We start from the raw sequence: 19,901 nt of genomic DNA on the forward strand, positions 1-19,901 counted from the left end.
TTTAATTGAACATCGTATGAATTAAAAAACGAGGTCTAACAAATTTTTAACCAAAGTATAAATTAGTACTACAATACAAAAATAATTCTCTCTTAAAATGTCAAAAAACAACATTCAAATATTTGATACTACTCTACGTGATGGCGAGCAAGTGCCTGGCTGTAAACTAAACACAGAACAGAAAGTCGTCATCGCTAAACAACTTGACCAATTAGGTGTAGATGTTATAGAAGCTGGTTTTCCTGTCTCAAGTCCAGGTGATTTTAAATCAGTTGAAGCTATAGCAAAAATCGTAAAAAACGCAACTGTTTGTGGTTTAACCAGAGCAGTAGAAAATGATATAAAAGTTGCAGCAGAAGCACTTAAATTTGCAAAAAAACCTAGAATCCATACAGGAATAGGTACTTCAGAATCTCATATAAAATTTAAATTTAATTCTAACAAAGATGCTATTATAGAACGTGCGTTTAACGCTGTTGCCTATGCAAAATCTTTTGTTGAAGATGTTGAGTTTTATGCTGAAGATGCTGGACGTACAGAAAACGAATATTTAGCAAGAGTTTGTGAAGCTGCAATAAAAGCTGGAGCAACTGTTTTAAATATTCCTGATACTACAGGATACTGTTTACCTAGTGAGTATGGTGCAAAAATAAAATACCTTATGGAAAACGTAAAAGGTATTGAAAAAGCCATTTTATCTTGTCACTGTCATAACGATCTAGGTTTAGCTACAGCAAATTCTATTGAAGGCGTTATTAATGGAGCAAGACAAATTGAATGTACTATAAATGGTATAGGTGAGCGTGCAGGAAACACTGCTTTAGAAGAAGTAGTCATGGTTTTAAAACAACATCCTTATTTAGATTTAGACACTAATATTGACACCAGAATGCTATATGGTTTAAGTCAATTAGTCAGTGATAGTATGGGGATTTATACGCAACCCAACAAAGCAATAGTTGGTGCAAACGCATTTGCACATAGCTCTGGAATACATCAAGATGGAGTAATAAAAAATCGTGAAACTTACGAGATTATAGACCCAAAAGATGTTGGTGTAACAGAATCTGCAATAGTATTAACAGCACGTAGCGGAAGGGCTGCTTTAGCCTATAGAGCAAAAAATGTAGGTTACGAATTAACCAAACTACAATTAGATGATGTGTATGCAAATTTTTTAACTTTTGCAGATAAAAAAAAGGAAGTAAACGATAATGATATCCATCAGATCATTGAATCTAGTAAGATGTATAAACAAATAATTAGCGCTTAAATGAAAAAGACATTATTTGATAAAGTTTGGGATGCACATGTTGTTGATGCTGTAAAAGATGGACCACAAGTCCTTTATATAGATAAACACCTAATACACGAAGTAACAAGTCCACAAGCATTTAACGAGTTGGAACGACGTAATATTCCTGTTTTTCGTCCTAATCAAATTGTGGCTACTGCAGACCACAATACACCAACTTTAGAACAACATTTACCAGTTAAAGATGAGTTGTCAAGAAAACAATTAAAACAGTTATCAGATAACTGTAAAAAAAATAATATCACATTATATGAATTAGGCCATAAATATAATGGAATTGTACACGTAATGGCTCCAGAATTAGGTGTGACTCAACCAGGTATGACTATTGTTTGTGGAGACTCACACACCTCAACACATGGTGCTTTTGGTACTATAGCATTTGGTATTGGTACTAGTCAAGTAGCACAGGTTTTTGCAAGTCAATGTTTACTATTAACAAAACCTAAAAGTTTAAGAGTATCTGTTAACGGAACTTTAAAAAATGGCGTATTACCAAAAGATGTTATTCTATATATTATAGCAAAACTAGGTACCAATGCTGGTACAGGTTATTTCTGTGAGTATGCTGGAGATGTTTTTGAAAACATGTCTATGGAAGGACGTATGACAGTTTGTAATATGAGTATTGAAATGGGAGCACGTGGAGGAATGATTGCTCCAGACCAAACCACTTTTGACTATGTAAAGGGACGTAAGTTTGCTCCTAAAGATTCTGATTTTGATAAAAAAGTGGCCTATTGGAAAACATTACCAACAGATGAAGGCGCAACTTTTGATCAAGAATACACTTTTGATGCAAAAGATATTGAACCCATGGTTACTTATGGTACAAATCCAGGAATGGGAATTAAAGTAACAGAAAATATACCAACAATAAATGACGCTTCTTTTGAAAAATCTTTAGAATATATGGATTTTAAAAAAGGTGAATCTTTAATAAATAAGCCAATTAATTTTGTGTTTATTGGAAGTTGCACCAATTCTAGAATTGAAGATTTTAGAGTGGCTGCAAACTACATAAAAGGAAAACAAAAAGCAGAAAACGTTACAGCTTGGTTAGTACCAGGAAGTAAGCAAGTAGAGGCTCAGATTATAAAAGAAGGCTTAAAAGATGTTTTTGATGCTGCTGGTTTTGAGTTGCGTCAACCAGGTTGTAGTGCTTGCTTAGCTATGAATGACGATAAAATTCCGCAAGGCGAATATTGCGTATCAACCTCAAATAGAAATTTTGAAGGTAGACAAGGTCAAGGATCTAGAACAATTTTAGCAAGTCCATTAGTTGCTGCAGCAACTGCAGTAGAAGGAAAAATTGTAGATATAACTAAACAATTAAATTAAAATGGAAAAGTTTACAACATTACAATCAAAAGCTATTCCATTAGCAATTGAAAACATAGATACAGACCAAATTATTCCTGCTCGTTTTTTAAAAGCAACAGACAGAGAAGGATTTGGAGATAATGTTTTTAGAGATTGGAGATTTAATAAAGACGGATCAAAAAACGACACATTTGCATTAAACAATACAAAATATTCAGGAAGCATATTAGTAGCTGGAGATAATTTTGGTTGTGGCTCTAGTAGGGAGCATGCAGCTTGGGCTTTAAGCGACTATGGTTTTAAAGTTATTGTATCTAGTTTTTTTGCAGACATTTTTAGAGGAAATGCATTAAATAATGGGTTATTACCTGTTCAAGTCTCTCCAGGATTTTTAAAAGTTTTGTTAGATGAAATCTCTAAAAACCCAGAAACTAACTTAGAAGTAAATCTAGAACAACAAACTATCTCTGTTAAAGACACTTCTTTTAAAGAAAACTTTGACATTGATGCTTACAAAAAGACATGCATGATAAATGGTTATGATGATATTGACTATTTATTAAGTAAAAAAGAAATTATTACAGCTTTTGAAGCTAAAAAAACATACTAATTAATTATACTATGAAACTAAACATAGCTGTTTTATCAGGTGATGGAATTGGTCCAGAAGTAACAGATCAAGCCATAAAAGTATTAAATGCAATAGCTTTAGAGTTTGATCACACTTTTTTGTTTAAAGAAGCTCCTGTTGGTGCAATTGCAATTGACAAACAAAACAATCCTTTGCCAGATGCAACTTTAGATTTATGCAAAACCAGTGACGCTATTTTATTTGGAGCAATTGGACACCCAAAATATGATAATGATCCTAGCGCAAAAATACGTCCAGAACAAGGTTTATTAAAACTAAGGAAAGAGCTTGGTTTATATGCAAACATAAGACCTGTAAAAGCTTATGATGTATTATTAGACAAATCACCACTTAAAAAAAACATCATAGAAGGTACAGATATAAGTATTTATCGTGAGTTAACTGGTGGTATTTATTTTGGTAAAAAACAATTAAGCGAGGATGGGAATACAGCATCTGATTTATGCGAGTATTCTCGAAATGAAATAGAACGTATTGCACACATGGCTTTTAAAACAGCACAATCAAGACGTAAAAAAGTAACCTTAGTCGACAAGGCAAATGTTTTAGAAACCTCAAGATTATGGCGTAAAGTAGTTACTGAGTTAGCTGGAAATTATCCAGATGTAACATTAGATTTCTTATTTGTAGATAATGCAGCAATGCAAATGATTTTAAACCCTAAACAGTTTGATGTTATTTTAACAGAAAACCTATTTGGCGATGTTATTAGTGATGAAGCTAGTGTTATTGGTGGATCAATTGGATTATTAGCATCTGCTTCAGTAGGAGATAAATATGCGATGTTTGAACCAATTCATGGGTCTTACCCTCAAGCAACAGGAAAAGGCATTGCAAACCCTGTAGCTTCCATATTAAGTGCAGCAATGCTATTAGAACATTTTGAATTATTTGATGAAGCTAACTTAATTAAAGAAGGTGTTGAAAAATCTTTAAAATTAGAAATCACTACTCCAGATTTAAACTCATCATATGATAATATTACAACTTCAAAAGTTGGAGATTTTATAGCCGATTTTATAAGTAACCCAAATGAAACGAATATTAACTTTACTAATATTCACTTAGGACAGTCTACAATTATTTAATTATTATTTTTTTAGTCTAATATGCTTGGTAATTAATTTTATCAAGCATTTTTGATTTAAATAAAATAGAGCATATAAAAAAAAGACCTCGAAACTAATAAGTCTCGAGGCCTTTTCATACAAACTAACTAAAACCTAATGCTCGTTTAGTCTAAAGTCTGGATATGCATCCATACCATGTTCATGAGCATCAAGACCTTCTAATTCTTCTTTTTCTGAAACTCTAATTCCTACAGTTTTCTTCATTATAAAGATTATTATAAATGAAGATATTATACAAAAAGCAGCATAAGACGCTACACCAATAAGTTGGCTAACAAATTGCGCTCCACTTGCTAATTCTCCAAAAATTCCAACTGCTAATGTTCCCCAAATACCACACACTAAGTGTACAGCAATTGCACCAACTGGATCATCTAATTTTAATTTATCAATTAATGATACTGCAAAAACAATTAATACTCCTGCAATAGCGCCAATAACAATAGCGTCAGTTGGACTCATTTGGTCTGCTCCTGCAGTAATACCAACTAATCCTCCTAAAATACCATTTAAAAACATTGTTAAGTCTAAGTTTTTATATAATACTGTTGAAGTAATAGCAGAAACAACTCCACCTGCTGCTGCTGCTAAACAAGTTGTAACTAAAGTTAATGAAGTTAAACTAGGATCTGCAGATAAAACAGAACCTCCATTAAAACCAAACCAACCCAACCAAAGTATTAATACTCCTGCGGTAGCTAATGGTATATTATGACCTGGAATGGCTTGAATTTTACCATCTTTAAATTTTCCAATTCTAGATCCTAATAAACATACTGCAACTAAAGCAGCCCATCCACCTACAGAGTGCACTAATGTAGAACCTGCAAAGTCATAAAAAGGTGTTTCTAGACTATCTAAAAAACCTCCTCCCCATTTCCAAGATCCTGCAATTGGGTAAACCAATCCAACATAAATTAATGTAAAAACCATAAATGGTCCAATTTTCATTCGCTCTGCAACTGCTCCAGAAACTATCGTTGCTGCTGTTGCTGCAAACATTCCTTGGAACAAGAAATCTGTCCAATAGGTATAACCTTCATTATAAGCTAAATCTAATGCACCTTCTGCGTTAAGTGGTGCATCTAAACCAAATCCAGCAAATCCAATAAAACCATTAAACTCACCTGGATACATTAAATTAAATCCAATTAAGCAGTATAACAATAATCCTACTGTAATTATAAATATATTTTTAAATAAAATATTGATTGTGTTTTTTTGTCTTGTTAAACCAATTTCTAAAAATGCAAATCCTAAATGCATAAAGAAAACTAGTGCTGTACAGATCATCATCCATACATTATTTGTAGTAAGTAATTCCATTTTTTTTATTTTAAAGTGTTTCCTCCTTTTTCTCCTGTTCTTATTCTGTAAACGTCATCGATTTTTGAAACGAATATTTTACCATCTCCTACTTCGCCTGTAGAACCAGCTTCTAATATCGCTTTGATTGTAACTTCTTCAAAATCATCATTTACAACTATAGATAAATAGCGTCTTTGTATGTCACTTGTACTATAAGACACACCTCTATAAACATGACCTTCTTTTTCGTTACCAAGTCCTGTAACATCCCAATATGAGAAGAAGTTTACACCAACTTCATGTAACGCTTTTTTTACTGAGGAAAACTTAGATTTCCTGATAATTGCTTCAACTTTTTTCATTTTATATTAGTTTTAGTTAGAATTTATAAATTGCTGCTAATGTAAACGCAGATAAGCTACTTGCATCTTCTCCATCTGCATCAAAGTAAGCAGCATCATTATTACTCCAAGAGTCTAATCTAATTTCTGGCTTAATAATTAAATTGCTATCTACTGTGTAACTTCCTGTTAAAGTTGCAGCAAATACACTTGGTAAATCATCAATATCTTTATCGTGATACCCAAAATACTCTCCTCTTAACCCAATGCTAAAATCGTCTGATGTTGCAAATTGAGGATATATAGCAGCTCCATAAAACCCACTACCATCATTGTCATTGTATGCAGCATTAATTCCTAAAAATAAATCTTCAGACACATCAAATCCACCAGTATAATCAACTTCAAAACCTAATCCTCCATTATTACCACTGTCATAGTAAAAATTCAAGAATTGACCTGAATAACCTAATTGAGCACCAAATGAATATTCACCTGTAAAAGAAGTGTCATTAGTATCCCAAGGGTTCATCACTGCTAACATTAAGCTAAAGTCATCAGATAAAGCAAAATCAGCTTTTAAACCAACATGAGAGAATGGTCCGTGAGAAAATAAATAAGAAGTACTGTAGTTAAAGTTTGCAGCTGGTGCAATAACCTCGTAACCTAAAAAGGTATTAAAACGTCCCATTGTTAAGGTTGTTTTTTCTGAAACATTCCAGTAAGCATAAGCTTGGTTTACAATTCCATCAACAATATCATTGCTAAAAGTTGCTCCTGCACCTCTTGGTCCAGTTACTAAATCAAGTACAGCTCCTACTTTTCCGCTTTCGTAGCTAGCAATAATGTTACCCATACCTAAAGCAAATCCTGTTTGTCCTGCAAAAGCAGTCCCAAATGATTGTCCTGAATCATCAGAAGCTGTTAAATATGTTTGATAATACGCATCAACACTTCCTTCTATTGAGAATTTTTTTTCAGGGTTAGTTGAGTCCTCTTGAGCAATTGATAATGTAGTTGCAAAAACAAGTGCTAAAGTAAATAGTTTTTTCATAATTTAATTGTTTTAATTGTTAGTTTTCGTTTTCAAATCTAGTTTAAAAATAATTTAACCCCTAAAAAAATAGGGGTTGTAATTTAATTTTTATTATAATTTAATTTTTAACCCTATTTTTTATAGGGTATAGCAAATTCAATGTGTGTTTTTTGTTAATTTCATATTTTCTAATTTGACTAAAACTCAATAAAACACGTTTTTTAATAAATTATCTTCAATAATTTCCTTGTCACGAAAACGTTTTCGCAACAAATGGTTGTTTTTTAACATTTTTTTATATTGTTTATTTAATAATAGAATCGGGGAAAATTTACTTAAATAACATTATATAACTGTCAAAATCAGAATTTCGAAAAAGTGTTTGAGCTTTTTTTTAATTCAAGTTTTAGCATGTATATTGGGATTGCAATAAGGCTGAAAAAGCCTTTAAAAATCAAGAGTTATGCTAAAAAAACAAGGACTTTATTTGCCAGAATTTGAACACGATAATTGTGGTGCAGGATTCATCTGTAGTTTAACAGGAAAACGATCTAATGACATCATCCATAAAGCACTAGAAATTTTAGTAAAATTAGAGCATCGTGGAGCTGTAAGTTCTGATGGAGTTACAGGAGATGGAGCTGGTATATTAATTGATATTCCACACAAATTTTTTAAGATTTTCTGTGAGTTTGATTTACCAGAAGCTGGAGAATATGCAGTCAGCAATGTGTTTCTTCCAAAAAAAGAAAATCAACGTCAATATTGCATTGATGTTTTTGAGAAAGAAATTAAAAATCAAGGTCTTAAATTAATTGGTTGGAGAGATGTACCTGTAAACAGCGATGTTTTAGGTAAAGTTGCTAAAGTAACAGAGCCTTTTGTAAAGCAAATTTTTATAGGAAAGTCTGACGATAAGCAAACAGAAAGAGATTTCAACATCAAATTATATGCTGCACGTAAAATTGCAGAACACACTATATATGACTCTAAATTATCCGAGTCTAAATTCTTTTACCTTCCTAGTTTATCTACTAAAATAATAATTTTTAAAGGCTTATTAATGCCTGAACATATTAATGAGTATTACTTAGACTTATTTAATTCAGCATTAGATACACGACTAGCATTAGTACACCAACGTTTTTCTACCAATACATTCCCAACTTGGGATTTAGCGCAACCGTTTAGATACATTTGTCATAATGGAGAAATAAACACAGTAAGAGGTAATGTATCGCGTATGTTTTCTCGAGAAGAAATCATGGAAAGCCCATTGTTTGGTGACGATATTAAAAAGATAATTCCAACAGTATTAAGAGGAAAATCAGATTCTGCAACATTAGATATGGTTGTAGAATTATTATTAATGACTGGTCGTTCACTTCCTGAAGCAATGATGATGTTAGTACCAGAAGCTTGGGAGAAAAACCAAAATATGTCTGATGCTAAAAAAGCATTTTACGAATATAATTCTTGCTTAATGGAACCTTGGGATGAACCAGCATCAATCCCTTTTACAGATGGTAATTTTATTGGTGCAGTATTAGATAGAAATGGATTACGTCCTTCTAGATATACAGTAACAAAAAACGGAAATGTTATCATGTCTTCAGAAACTGGAGTTGTAGATATCAAACCAGAAAATATTGAGTTTCATGGTCGTTTAGAACCTGGAAAAATGTTTTTAGTAAACATGAACGAAGGTCGCATTGTAAACGATGAAGAAATTAAAGAAGAAATAGCAGCCAAACACCCATACAGACAATGGTTAAATGAAAACCTAGTGCATCTTCGAGATATTGAAGCAAAAAAAGGACCTATTAAGTATGATGAAATAGATCTTAAAAAACGTGAAGTTGTCTTTGGTTATACGGAAGAAGATTTAAACACCATTATTCGTCCTATGGCTCAATTAGGAAAAGAACCTATTGGATCTATGGGAAGCGATACTCCAATAGCCATTTTATCTGAAAGACCTCAACTAATATACAACTACTTCAAACAGTTATTTGCTCAAGTTACCAATCCGCCTTTAGATGGTATTCGTGAGGAGTTAATTACAGATATTAGCTTAACGCTTGGTAGTGACGTCAATATATTTGATATAAATGCAGAGCATTGTAAAAAATTAAAAATTCAGAATCCAGTAATCTCTAAACACGATTTAGATAAAATTAGAGATTATGATACTAATCCAGATTTTAAAGTCGAATCTATTTCCATGTTATATGAAGTAAATAGAGGATTAAATGAATTAGAAGTCGCACTAGAAAACTTAGTAACAAAAGCATCAAAAGCAATTGATGATGGTGCAAATATCATTATTTTATCAGATAGATTTGTAGATGAAAACCACGCTCCAATTCCTGCACTTTTAGCATGTTCTTACCTAAATCATGCATTACACAAATTAGAAAAACGTTCAAGAATAAGTCTTATAATTGAATCTGCAGAACCTAGAGAAGTACATCATTTTGCATTATTATTTGGTTATGGAGCAAGTGCTGTAAACCCATACATTGTAAATGAAATTGTTCAGAAACAAATCAACAATGAAGACCTTACAGATTTAGAATATTTAGCAGCAATTAAAAACTATAATAAAGCTATAGGAAAAGGAATCCTGAAGGTGATGAATAAAATCGGAATTTCAACCCTAAACTCTTATCGTGGTTCTCAATTATTTGAATGTATTGGAATTAACACAAAAACAGTCGAAAAATATTTCCCAAATACAACAACACGTATTCAAGGTATTGGATTAAGAGAAATTGAACAAGAAATTGTAAAACGACACAAAAAAGCATTTCATAAAAATATTGAGCCCAATATTGAAATTGGTGGAGATTACAGATGGAGACGTGGACAAGAAAAGCACATGTTTAATCCACTAACCGTTGCTAAACTTCAAGAATCGGTAAGAACCAATAAAGCCTCTACTTTTAAAGAGTATTCAGAGCTGGTTAACAACCAATCTAAAAATTTAATGACTATTAGAGGGTTGTTTGAGTTTGATCAATTTGACCCAATTCCATTAGATGAAGTAGAACCATGGACAGAAATCGTTAAGCGTTTTAAAACTGGAGCCATGTCATATGGTTCAATTAGTAAAGAAGCACACGAAAACTTAGCGGTTGCCATGAATAGAATTGGAGGAAAATCTAATTCTGGTGAAGGAGGAGAAGATCAAGAACGTTTTTACAAAAGCTCACAAGGAGATTGGAAAAACTCAGCAATTAAACAAGTCGCTTCAGGTAGATTTGGTGTTACATCAAACTACTTAACAAGCGCAAACGAAATTCAAATAAAAATAGCCCAAGGTGCAAAACCTGGAGAAGGAGGACAATTACCTGGACCAAAAGTAAATCGCGAGATTGCTAAAACCAGAAATTCTACTCCTTATGTTGGATTAATTTCACCTCCACCACATCACGATATTTATTCTATTGAAGATTTATCACAACTTATTTATGATGTAAAATCTGCTAACAGAACAGCTAGAATTAATGTAAAATTAGTCTCAGAAGTAGGTGTTGGTACAGTTGCAGCTGGTGTTGCAAAAGCAAAAGCAGATGTTATTTTAGTATCTGGTTTTGATGGAGGTACTGGAGCTTCGCCATTAACATCTCTACGTCATTGTGGATTACCTTGGGAACTTGGTATAGCTGAAGCGCAACAAACTTTAGTGATGAACGATTTAAGAAACAGAATCGTTTTAGAATGTGATGGACAATTAAAAACTGGTCGTGATGTTGCTATTGCGTGTTTATTAGGAGCAGAAGAATTTGGTTTTGCTACAGCGCCTTTAGTCGCTTCTGGTTGTATTATGATGCGTGTATGTCACTTAAATACATGTCCAGTTGGTATTGCAACCCAGAATCCTGAATTACGTAAAAAGTTTAAAGGTAAGCCAGAACACGTCGTTAACTACATGTATTTTGTAGCGCAAGAATTACGTGAGATTATGGCAAAATTAGGATTTAGAACCATAAATGAAATGGTAGGACAATCTCAAAAACTAAACAGAAACAAAGCAATAGACCATTATAAATCATCAGGTATTGACTTAACTCCTATTTTACACAAAGTAGAAGTTGCAGAAGATGTTCAACTTTATAATACATATTGTCAAGACCACAACCTAAATGTGCACTTAGATTTTAAAATTATTAAACAAGCACATCAAGCTTTATTTAGAAGACAAAAAACACATTTAGAAATGCCTATCACAAATATTGATAGAGCAGTTGGAGCAGTAATAAGTAACGAGATTTCAAAAATTTATGGTGCAGATGGTTTACCAGAAGACACTATAGACATAGAATTTACAGGTTCTGCAGGACAAAGTTTTGGTGCATTTGCAACCAAAGGATTAAAATTTACGGTTCACGGAAATACCAACGATTACTTAGGTAAAGGATTGTCTGGAGCTAAATTAATTATCAAAGTACCAGAAAAATGTACCATTGTTCCAGAGGATAATATTATTACTGGAAACGTAACACTATATGGAGCTACTGCTGGAGAAGTTTATATAAACGGAAAAGCAGGAGAGCGTTTTTGTGTAAGAAACTCTGGCGCAAAAGCAGTAGTCGAAGGTATTGGAGATCATGGTTGCGAGTATATGACAGGTGGAGTTGCAGTTGTACTTGGTGCTGTAGGTAGAAACTTTGGAGCAGGAATGAGTGGAGGAATTGCTTTTGTTTTAGACGAAGATGGAACCTTCAAACAGAATTGTAATTCGGAAGATTTAAATATCGATCCAATTGAAAACGAAGACGATGTTCTTCAACTTAAACAATTAATCGAAAATCATTTTGAAGCTACTGGAAGTCCATTAGCCGATCGTATTTTAAAAGACTGGAACAACTACCTTCCAAAGTTTAAAAAGGTATTACCTGAAGAGTACAGACAAGCCTTAGTGAGATTAGAAAAAGAAGAATTAGAATTAGCGTAAATTATGGGAAAGACAACAGGATTTTTAGAGTTTAAGCGCCAAAACGAAAGTTATATTGAGCCAAAAAAACGAATTGAAAACTATAACGAATTTACGGTTCCGTTAAAGGAAGAAAAATTAAAAGATCAAGGTGCACGTTGTATGGATTGCGGAATTCCGTTTTGCCATAGTGGTTGTCCGTTAGGAAATTTAATTCCAGATTTTAACGATAAAGTCTATAAAGGAAAATGGAAAGAAGCTGCTGAGATTTTACACAAAACCAACAACTTCCCTGAGTTTACAGGACGTTTATGTCCAGCACCTTGCGAAGAAGCTTGCGTTTTAGGTATTAATGAAGATCCAGTAACTATTGAAAATATTGAAAAAAACATAGTAGAAACAGCCTTTAAAGAAGGTTGGATTATTGCACAACCTCCAAAAGTTAGAACCCAAAAAACAGTTGCTGTTATTGGTTCTGGACCTGCTGGATTAGCTGCTGCACAACAATTAAATCGTGCAGGACATACAGTTACTGTTTTTGAACGCGACGAAAAAGTTGGTGGATTATTACGTTACGGAATTCCTGATTTTAAAATGGAGAAAAACGTGATAGACAGACGTGTTGCTGTTTTAGAAGAAGAAGGTATTACTTTTAAAACCAATGCACATGTTGGAGTCAACGTTGATGCTAACCAACTTAAAGACGACTTTGATGCTGTCGTTTTATGTGGAGGAGCAACCGTTAGACGAAACATCCCAATTCCTGGAGCAGACTTAAAAGGTGTAACACAAGCAATGGATTTTCTAAAGCTGAACAATCAATACGTTGATGGATTAGTCGATTTTAAAGACGTAATTTCTGCAAAAGGAAAAGACATTATCGTAATTGGTGGTGGAGACACAGGAAGCGATTGCATTGGGACTTCTAATCGTCATGGAGCAACATCTGTAACAAACTTCGAGATTTTAAGCAAACCTACTGAAGGTCGTCCAGCGCATCAACCTTGGCCTTATTGGCCAATGCGATTAAAGACAACAACTTCTCACAAAGAAGGTGTAGAACGTTTTTTTAGTATTTCTACAAAAGAGTTTATTGGAGACAAAAAAGGAAACTTAACAGGATTAAAAACCGTTGAAGTAGAATGGATTTTTACTCCTGGAGAAAGACCACAACTTAAAGAAGTACCAAATACTGAAAAAGAATGGAAATGCGACATCGCATTATTAGCACTTGGTTTTACAGGAGCCGAAAAAACATTAGCAGATCAGTTTGGTTTAAGTATGGATTTTAGAACCAACATTGAAGCATCAACTAAAGATTATACAACTAATGTTCCTGGTGTTTTTGCAGCTGGAGATATGCGTCGTGGACAATCTTTAATTGTTTGGGCAATATCTGAAGGTAGACAAGCTGCACACCATATTGACACGTATTTAATGGGAGAATCTAGTTTACCTTTAAAGGATGATAGTGATTTACCTAGAGTTTAATTAATTTCTGCGGAAGCAGGAATCTTATATATAAAAAAAGCACCTTTTTCAAGGTGCTTTTTTTATGGATTCATGCTATAAAATTTGAAAACCTACGCAGATGAAATAATTATTTTATTTTGGATACTTCGCTCTAATCCCATCCAAACACAAATTACCTATACTACCAACATGCGAATGCTTCTTAGAAGTATCTGGTGTATACGTTCCATTTTCAACTTCACCTCCTATTTTTTGATAGGCCTCTCTAAAAGGCATACCTTCTACCACTAAAGTATTAATATTATCTACTGTAAATAAGTATTGATACTTAGCATCATTCAAATCAATATCTTTTACAATCACTTGTTGAATAGCAAATGTAAAGATGTCTAACAAATCTTTTACATCTTCAATTGCTGCAATAATATTTTCTTTTAATAACTGAAAATCTCTATGGTAACCACTTGGTAAATTATTGGTGATTAACACCATTTCGGTATGTAAAGCTTGTATTTTATTTGCTTTTCCTCTAATTAATTCAAACACATCTGGATTTTTTTTATGAGGCATAATACTGCTTCCTGTGGTTAACTCATCTGGAAAGGCAATAAAACCAAAATTCTGACTATTATACACACAAATATCCATTGCAAAACGCGCTAATGTATTACACACACTTCCTAAAGCTAAAGCGATAGTTCGTTCGCTTTTTCCTCTACTCATTTGTGCAGCAACCACGTTATATTTTAAGGTTGAAAAACCCAATTCTTTAGTGGTTAAATCTCTATCAATAGGAAATGAACTTCCGTAACCTGCTGCAGAACCTAAGGGATTTTGATCCACAGTTTTCAAGGCTGCGTTTAGCAAATAGACATCGTCAATTAACACCTCAGCATAGGCAGAAAACCATAATCCAAAGGAGGAAGGCATTGCGACTTGCAAATGTGTATAACCAGGAAGTAATGCTTCTTTATGCGTTTCCGCCAAACCTAAAAGGGTATCAAAAAACGTTTTTGTTTTGTCGTTAATCTCTTTTAAATTCTCTTTGTAGTACAATTGAAGTGCAACTAAAACTTGATCGTTTCTAGAACGTGCTGTATGAATTTTTTTTCCAACATCTCCTAAGGTTTTTGTCAGCTCATATTCAATTTTAGAATGTACATCTTCAAAGGATTTTTCAATAACGAATGTTCCGTTTTCTATCGTTTCTGCAATTGCTTTTAAGCCATTTTTAAGCTGTTGCATTTCTTGCGAAGAAATAATACCAATGGACTCCAACATAATAGCATGTGCTAAGGATGCTTGCACATCGTACTTAGCAATATGCAAATCAATTTCTCTGTCGTTTCCAACGGTAAATTGTTCTATTTTTTTATCGATACTAATTCCTTTGTCCCAGAGTTTCATATTCTTTAGTTTATCTGTTGATTTGTTCTTCGTCACTTCGAGTGATTCTGATTTTTTATCAGAATTGTATCGAGAAGCATTTTCTTGTTTTCGATACATTTCTCCTTACAGTCGAAACACTCAAACTGACGAAAATCTTACAATACTTTTTCTAATAATTCAATATATATTTTAATGCCTTCTTCAATTTCATTTATATAAATAAACTCATCTGCAGAATGCGATCGTGTGCTATCTCCTGGACCTAATTTTAAGGAAGGACAACTCAAAACTGCTTGATCTGATAATGTTGGCGAACCATAAGTGCTTCTACCAATTTCTATTCCTGCAATCACCAATGGATGATCGATTGGAATAGACGATGAATTTAATTTTATACTACGTGGAATAATACTATCACAAGGTGCTTCCTTTTGTAAAATATCTACAATTTCTTGATTTGAATATTTATCATTTACACGAACATCCACCACCAATTGCACATCTGCAGGAACTGCATTGTGCTGCTTTCCTGCGTTGATTTGTGTAACGGTTAATTTTACTTCACCTAAAGCTTCAGATGTTTTATTAAATGTGTAATTTTTAAACCATTCTAATACTGGAATACTTTTATAAATAGCATTATCGTTATTTGGATGTGCTGCATGACTTGGTGTTCCTTTTACAATTGCATCAAACACAACCAAGCCTTTTTCAGCAACTGCTAAATGCATTAAGGTTGGCTCTCCAACAATCGCGACGTCTACCTTTGGAATTACATTTAGCATGCTGTTCAATCCGTTTGGACCACTACTCTCTTCTTCCGCGGAAGCGACAATAACCAGATTATAATTTAGTTCTTTTTTATCGTAAAAATAGGCAAACGTTGCTAACAAACTCACCAAACATCCTCCAGCATCATTGCTTCCTAAGCCATATAATTTACCATCTTCAACAATAGCTTTAAAGGGATCTTTAGTATACCCATTATTTGGTTTTACCGTATCGTGATGCGAGTTTAACAACAACGTTGGTTTGCTGTCATCAAAATGTTTATTGGTTGCCCAAACATTATGTTTTGTACGATTAAACGGAATATCTTGTGCTACAAACCATTGCTCTATATGTGCTGCTGTTGGACCTTCTTCTGAAGAAAACGACTGCGTTTCTATCAATTGTTTTAATAAAGCAATTGCTCTTGTTGTTAGTTTTTCTATCATTTTGAAATGGTTGTGTGTTTATTGTTTTTATCGAAAAGCATATCTGATTTACCAATACAAACTTTATTAACTTGATGGTTTATGGCATGAAAACAGTTGTTTAATTTAGGAAGCATGCCTTCAAAAATCACTTTATTTTCTACCAATGTTTTATACGTTTCTGTGTTTATGTTTTCTATTACAGAATTGTCATCATCTACGTTTTCTAAAACACCATTTTTTTCGAAGCAATAATATAATTCAGTATTATATACTGAAGCAAAACCTATTGCTAATTCTGAAGCAATGGTATCTGCATTTGTGTTTAATAATTGCCCATTTTTATCATGTGTAATGGCACAAAAAACAGGAGTTATATTGTTATTTAATAGTAATTCTAAAGTTTCTGTATTTACCTTTTTGACGTCTCCAGCAAATCCATAATCGATAGGTTTTGATGGTCTTTTGTCTGATATTATTGTATTACCATCTGCACCAGAAAAACCAATTGCATTGCAATTGTTGGCTTGTAATTGTGCCACTACGTTTTTATTGATTTTTCCAGCATAAACCATCGTGATAATATCTAAAGTTTCTAAATCAGTAATACGTCTTCCGTCAATCATTTTAACTTCCACTTGCATTTGCTGTGCTAGTTTTGTTGCTAATTTTCCGCCTCCATGAACTAGGATTTTAGGAGCATCTATAGTCGCGAATGCTTTTAGGAATTGCTGTAAGGCGTTATCATCATCGATGATGTTTCCTCCAATTTTTATGATTTTTAGTGTTTTCATAAGTGCTGAACTAGTTTCAGTATCTTTTTATTTAAAGTTAGATTCTGAAACAAGTTCAGAATTGTGAAGATTTTACAAATCTTCTAAAATCTGCTTCAAAACAATTTGTGCAGCAAAAGTTCTATTATTTGCTTGCTGAATTACAACAGAATTCTTACTATCTAAAACAGCATCTTCCACAACCACATTTCGTCTTACAGGTAAACAATGCATAAATTTTGCGTTTCCTAATTTAGCTTTAGTCATCATCCAGCTTTCATCTTGACTAAGTACTTTTCCATAGTCATTATAACTACTCCAATTTTTCACATAGACAAAATCTGCATCTTTTAATGCGTCTTCTTGATTGTGATTTATTGGTGTGTTTTTCGTAATTGCTTCGCTTAATTCATAACCATCAGGATGTGTAAGGGTTAAATCTATATCCATATTTTGAATCATTTCTACAAACGAATTTGCAACCGCTTGTGGCAACGCTTTGGGATGTGGAGCCCAAGACAAGACTACTTTTGGTTTTGGTTTTTCGGTTAATTCGGCAATAGTAATTGCATCTGCCAATGCTTGTAAAGGATGCGCTGTAGCACTTTCCATATTCACAATTGGTACTGTAGCGTATTTTACAAAGCTGTTCATTACAAACTCACTTTCATCTTTTTGTTTATCGGTTAAACTTGGGAATGCTCTTATAGCAATTACATCTGCATATTGCGAAATCACTTGCGCTGCTTCTTTAATATGTTCAGACGTATCAGCATTCATGATGGTTCCATCTTCAAATTCTAAATTCCAAGCATCATTAACGTTTAAAATCATCACATCCATTCCTAAGTTTTTTGCAGCCTTTTCTGTACTTAATCGCGTTCGCAAACTGGAATTAAAAAACAGCATGACTAATGTTTTGTTTTTTCCTAAGTCTTGAAATTTAAAAGGATTTTTTTTTAATAAAATGGTTTCCTTTATAGTTTCTTGAAGATTTAATATGTCTTTTATTTCTGTATACTTTTTCATTTTAATTCACTTTTTAAAGCATCAAAAAACAAATCGATATGTTCTTTTTTGACGGTTAAAGGCGGAAGAATTCTTAATAAATTAGCATTCTTTGCACTTCCTGTAAATATTTTATGATCGAAAATCAACTTTTTACGTAGTTCAGCTATTGGAAAATCGAACTCCAAACCAAGCATTAATCCTCTTCCTTTAATGTTCTTTATTTCTGAAACTTCTTTTGCTTTTTCTATAAAATAGGCTGAAATTTCTTTTGCATTTTGCATCAAATTCTCTTCTTCAATAACTTCTAAAACCGTTAAAGAAGCAGCACACGCTAAATGATTTCCACCAAAAGTGGTTCCTAATAAACCAAAAGACGCTTTAATGTTTGGGTGAATTAAAATGCCTCCAATTGGGAAACCATTTCCCATTCCTTTGGCTATGGAAATAATATCTGGAGTAATACCATGTTTTTGAAATGCGAAAAAATCGCCTGTTCTTCCAAAACCAGATTGCACTTCATCTGCTATAAAACACGTATTGTATTTTTTACATAATGCATCGACACCTTCGTAAAACGCTGCAGTACTTTCGTCTAAACCTCCAACACCCTGAATACACTCAATAATTACTGCACAAACATCGTTTTTAGCTAGTGCTTTTTCTACACCTTCTAAGTCTCCTAATTCTAGAATCTCAACCTCTTGTTGTGCATTAATTGGCGCAATAATCTTCGCATTATCTGTTGCCGCAACTGCTGCAGAGGTACGACCATGAAAGCCATTTTTAAAAGCAACAACTTTTTTCTTTCCGTTATGGAATGACGCTAATTTTAAAGCATTTTCATTGGCTTCTGCACCAGAATTACATAAAAACAACTCGTAATCTTTACAACCAGATAATTGTTCTAATTTGTCTGCTAATTGTACTTGTAACGGATTCTGAATCGAATTACTATAAAAGCCTAATTTGGCAACTTGCTCTGAAATTGCAGACACATATTTTGGATGAGAATGACCAATAGAAATCACAGCATGTCCACCATATAAATCTAAATATTTGGTGTTATTTTCGTCAAAAACAAAGACATCTTTAGCCTTTACAGGTGTGATATCGAATAATGGATACACGTTAAACAAACTCATATCTGTTCTTTTTTAATGTTGTTAATTTTGTTAAACGAAGCAATCATACCTTGAATTAAAGACGAACTCAATCCTTTGTGTTCCATTTCGTTTAAACCTTCAATCGTACACCCTTTTGGTGTTGTTACACGATCAATTTCTTCTTCTGGATGATTCCCATTTGTAATCAATAAATTTGCTGCTCCTTCGCTAGTATACATTGCTAATTCTTGTGCTTCTTTAGCATCAAAACCTAACTGAATGGCAGCTTGTGTTGTCGCTCTAATTAAACGCATCCAAAACGCAACACCACTTGCGCAAACCACAGTTGCTGCTTGCATTTGACTTTCTGGAATACTTAATGAATGTCCCAAACGATTAAAGATCGCCTCAGCAATTTTAATACGTTTTTCACCTTGCACATTACTACACAAACACGTCATTGATTTACCTACTGCAATCGCTGTGTTTGGCATTGCTCGAATTATAAATTTATCTGCTCCAACTTGCGCTTCAATCTTAGGAATTAAAAAACCTGTAATGGTCGAAATCAAGACGTGTTTTTCTGTTAAATACGATTTAATATCATTCAATATTTGTTCAAAATGTCTAGGTTGCACAGCAAAAATGATAATATCAGATTGCTTTACAGCTTCGGCATTATCTGTAGTTAAATGCACGTTTTTATAACCATCAAATTCTTGAATCTCTTCTAAGTTCCGTTTGGTTAAATACAAACTGGTAATGGCATTATTAGTTATCAATCCTTTTGCGATGGACTTTCCTAAATTCCCTGTTCCTATAATTGCTATTTTCATTTGTTCTTTTTTTGTTCTTCTTTATTTTTTGGACGTTACCCAAGGGTCACGCTTTCCGTTATATCTTTTTTGTCTT

15 protein-coding genes are annotated in these 19,901 nt (G+C 33.3%); 6 read left to right on the forward strand and 9 right to left on the reverse strand.

Annotation, left to right across the window (positions count from 1 at the left end):
- Nucleotides 1-97: 97 nt before the first annotated feature.
- From SJY17_RS03520 to leuB, 4 genes are read left to right on the forward strand one after another with little or no spacing between them, the layout of a single operon-like run.
- Entirely contained in the window at nucleotides 98-1,273 is a 1,176-nt protein-coding gene (locus tag SJY17_RS03520; RefSeq protein ID WP_397364084.1) for a 2-isopropylmalate synthase, read from the forward strand.
- A complete protein-coding gene (leuC, locus tag SJY17_RS03525; protein ID WP_397364085.1) occupies nucleotides 1,274-2,656 on the forward strand; it encodes a 3-isopropylmalate dehydratase large subunit in 1,383 nt (460 codons plus the stop codon).
- A gap of 1 nt (nucleotide 2,657) precedes the next feature.
- Entirely contained in the window at nucleotides 2,658-3,248 is a 591-nt protein-coding gene (leuD, locus tag SJY17_RS03530) for a 3-isopropylmalate dehydratase small subunit (protein ID WP_397364086.1), read from the forward strand.
- An 11-nt stretch (nucleotides 3,249-3,259) separates the two neighbouring features.
- Entirely contained in the window at nucleotides 3,260-4,378 is a 1,119-nt protein-coding gene (leuB, locus tag SJY17_RS03535; RefSeq protein WP_397364087.1) for a 3-isopropylmalate dehydrogenase, read from the forward strand.
- A 135-nt stretch (nucleotides 4,379-4,513) separates the two neighbouring features.
- On the opposite strand, the gene SJY17_RS03540 is transcribed toward leuB, so the two are convergent.
- From SJY17_RS03540 to SJY17_RS03550, 3 genes are read right to left on the reverse strand one after another with little or no spacing between them, the layout of a single operon-like run.
- Nucleotides 4,514-5,746, reverse strand: a complete 1,233-nt coding sequence (locus SJY17_RS03540; protein ID WP_397364088.1) for an ammonium transporter — start codon at nucleotides 5,744-5,746, stop codon at nucleotides 4,514-4,516.
- Between the two features lie 5 nt (nucleotides 5,747-5,751).
- Entirely contained in the window at nucleotides 5,752-6,090 is a 339-nt protein-coding gene (locus SJY17_RS03545; protein ID WP_397364089.1) for a P-II family nitrogen regulator, read from the reverse strand.
- Between the two features lie 16 nt (nucleotides 6,091-6,106).
- Nucleotides 6,107-7,123, reverse strand: a complete 1,017-nt coding sequence (locus SJY17_RS03550; RefSeq protein ID WP_397364090.1) for an outer membrane beta-barrel protein — start codon at nucleotides 7,121-7,123, stop codon at nucleotides 6,107-6,109.
- A 445-nt stretch (nucleotides 7,124-7,568) separates the two neighbouring features.
- Between SJY17_RS03550 and gltB the strand changes: the two genes are divergently transcribed.
- Nucleotides 7,569-12,065 (forward strand): glutamate synthase large subunit, encoded by a 4,497-nt coding sequence (gltB, locus tag SJY17_RS03555; RefSeq protein ID WP_397364091.1) that lies wholly within the window; start codon nucleotides 7,569-7,571, stop codon nucleotides 12,063-12,065.
- 3 nt (nucleotides 12,066-12,068) lie between these two features.
- A complete protein-coding gene (locus tag SJY17_RS03560) occupies nucleotides 12,069-13,535 on the forward strand; it encodes a glutamate synthase subunit beta (protein ID WP_397364092.1) in 1,467 nt (488 codons plus the stop codon).
- Nucleotides 13,536-13,649: 114 nt separating this feature from the next.
- Here the strand turns inward: SJY17_RS03560 and argH are convergent, their stop codons facing one another.
- The 6 genes from argH to proC form a co-directional block, all read right to left on the reverse strand.
- Nucleotides 13,650-14,924 (reverse strand): argininosuccinate lyase, encoded by a 1,275-nt coding sequence (gene argH / locus SJY17_RS03565; RefSeq protein WP_397364093.1) that lies wholly within the window; start codon nucleotides 14,922-14,924, stop codon nucleotides 13,650-13,652.
- Between the two features lie 137 nt (nucleotides 14,925-15,061).
- Entirely contained in the window at nucleotides 15,062-16,123 is a 1,062-nt protein-coding gene (locus tag SJY17_RS03570; RefSeq protein ID WP_397364094.1) for a M20 family metallo-hydrolase, read from the reverse strand.
- On the reverse strand, nucleotides 16,120-16,896 hold the full coding sequence (gene argB / locus SJY17_RS03575; RefSeq protein ID WP_397364095.1) for an acetylglutamate kinase: 777 nt from the start codon (nucleotides 16,894-16,896) through the stop codon (nucleotides 16,120-16,122). The genes SJY17_RS03570 and argB overlap by 4 nt, the downstream gene beginning before the upstream one ends.
- A gap of 72 nt (nucleotides 16,897-16,968) precedes the next feature.
- Nucleotides 16,969-17,904: an N-acetylornithine carbamoyltransferase gene (locus SJY17_RS03580; RefSeq protein WP_397364096.1), complete on the reverse strand. Its 936-nt coding sequence runs from the start codon at nucleotides 17,902-17,904 to the stop codon at nucleotides 16,969-16,971.
- Nucleotides 17,901-19,028, reverse strand: a complete 1,128-nt coding sequence (locus SJY17_RS03585) for an aspartate aminotransferase family protein (RefSeq protein ID WP_397364097.1) — start codon at nucleotides 19,026-19,028, stop codon at nucleotides 17,901-17,903. The genes SJY17_RS03580 and SJY17_RS03585 overlap by 4 nt, the downstream gene beginning before the upstream one ends.
- On the reverse strand, nucleotides 19,025-19,825 hold the full coding sequence (proC, locus tag SJY17_RS03590) for a pyrroline-5-carboxylate reductase (protein ID WP_397364098.1): 801 nt from the start codon (nucleotides 19,823-19,825) through the stop codon (nucleotides 19,025-19,027). The genes SJY17_RS03585 and proC overlap by 4 nt, the downstream gene beginning before the upstream one ends.
- Nucleotides 19,826-19,901: the final 76 nt, after the last annotated feature.

The organism is Olleya sp. R77988, assembly GCF_044594215.1.
In the GTDB taxonomy this organism is placed as follows: Bacteria; Bacteroidota; Bacteroidia; order Flavobacteriales; family Flavobacteriaceae; genus Olleya.

What these genes read in the sequence shown, in the direction of transcription:
- SJY17_RS03580 (WP_397364096.1), bottom strand. Translation starts at nt 17,904, where the DNA reads ATGAAAAAGTATACAGAAATAAAAGACATATTAAATCTTCAAGAAACT.
- SJY17_RS03585 (WP_397364097.1), bottom strand. Translation starts at nt 19,028, where the DNA reads ATGAGTTTGTTTAACGTGTATCCATTATTCGATATCACACCTGTAAAG.
- leuB (WP_397364087.1), top strand. Translation starts at nt 3,260, where the DNA reads ATGAAACTAAACATAGCTGTTTTATCAGGTGATGGAATTGGTCCAGAA.
- SJY17_RS03520 (WP_397364084.1), top strand. Translation starts at nt 98, where the DNA reads ATGTCAAAAAACAACATTCAAATATTTGATACTACTCTACGTGATGGC.
- SJY17_RS03540 (WP_397364088.1), bottom strand. Translation starts at nt 5,746, where the DNA reads ATGGAATTACTTACTACAAATAATGTATGGATGATGATCTGTACAGCA.
- SJY17_RS03560 (WP_397364092.1), top strand. Translation starts at nt 12,069, where the DNA reads ATGGGAAAGACAACAGGATTTTTAGAGTTTAAGCGCCAAAACGAAAGT.
- proC (WP_397364098.1), bottom strand. Translation starts at nt 19,825, where the DNA reads ATGAAAATAGCAATTATAGGAACAGGGAATTTAGGAAAGTCCATCGCA.
- argB (WP_397364095.1), bottom strand. Translation starts at nt 16,896, where the DNA reads ATGAAAACACTAAAAATCATAAAAATTGGAGGAAACATCATCGATGAT.
- leuC (WP_397364085.1), top strand. Translation starts at nt 1,274, where the DNA reads ATGAAAAAGACATTATTTGATAAAGTTTGGGATGCACATGTTGTTGAT.
- SJY17_RS03545 (WP_397364089.1), bottom strand. Translation starts at nt 6,090, where the DNA reads ATGAAAAAAGTTGAAGCAATTATCAGGAAATCTAAGTTTTCCTCAGTA.
- argH (WP_397364093.1), bottom strand. Translation starts at nt 14,924, where the DNA reads ATGAAACTCTGGGACAAAGGAATTAGTATCGATAAAAAAATAGAACAA.
- gltB (WP_397364091.1), top strand. Translation starts at nt 7,569, where the DNA reads ATGCTAAAAAAACAAGGACTTTATTTGCCAGAATTTGAACACGATAAT.
- leuD (WP_397364086.1), top strand. Translation starts at nt 2,658, where the DNA reads ATGGAAAAGTTTACAACATTACAATCAAAAGCTATTCCATTAGCAATT.
- SJY17_RS03550 (WP_397364090.1), bottom strand. Translation starts at nt 7,123, where the DNA reads ATGAAAAAACTATTTACTTTAGCACTTGTTTTTGCAACTACATTATCA.
- SJY17_RS03570 (WP_397364094.1), bottom strand. Translation starts at nt 16,123, where the DNA reads ATGATAGAAAAACTAACAACAAGAGCAATTGCTTTATTAAAACAATTG.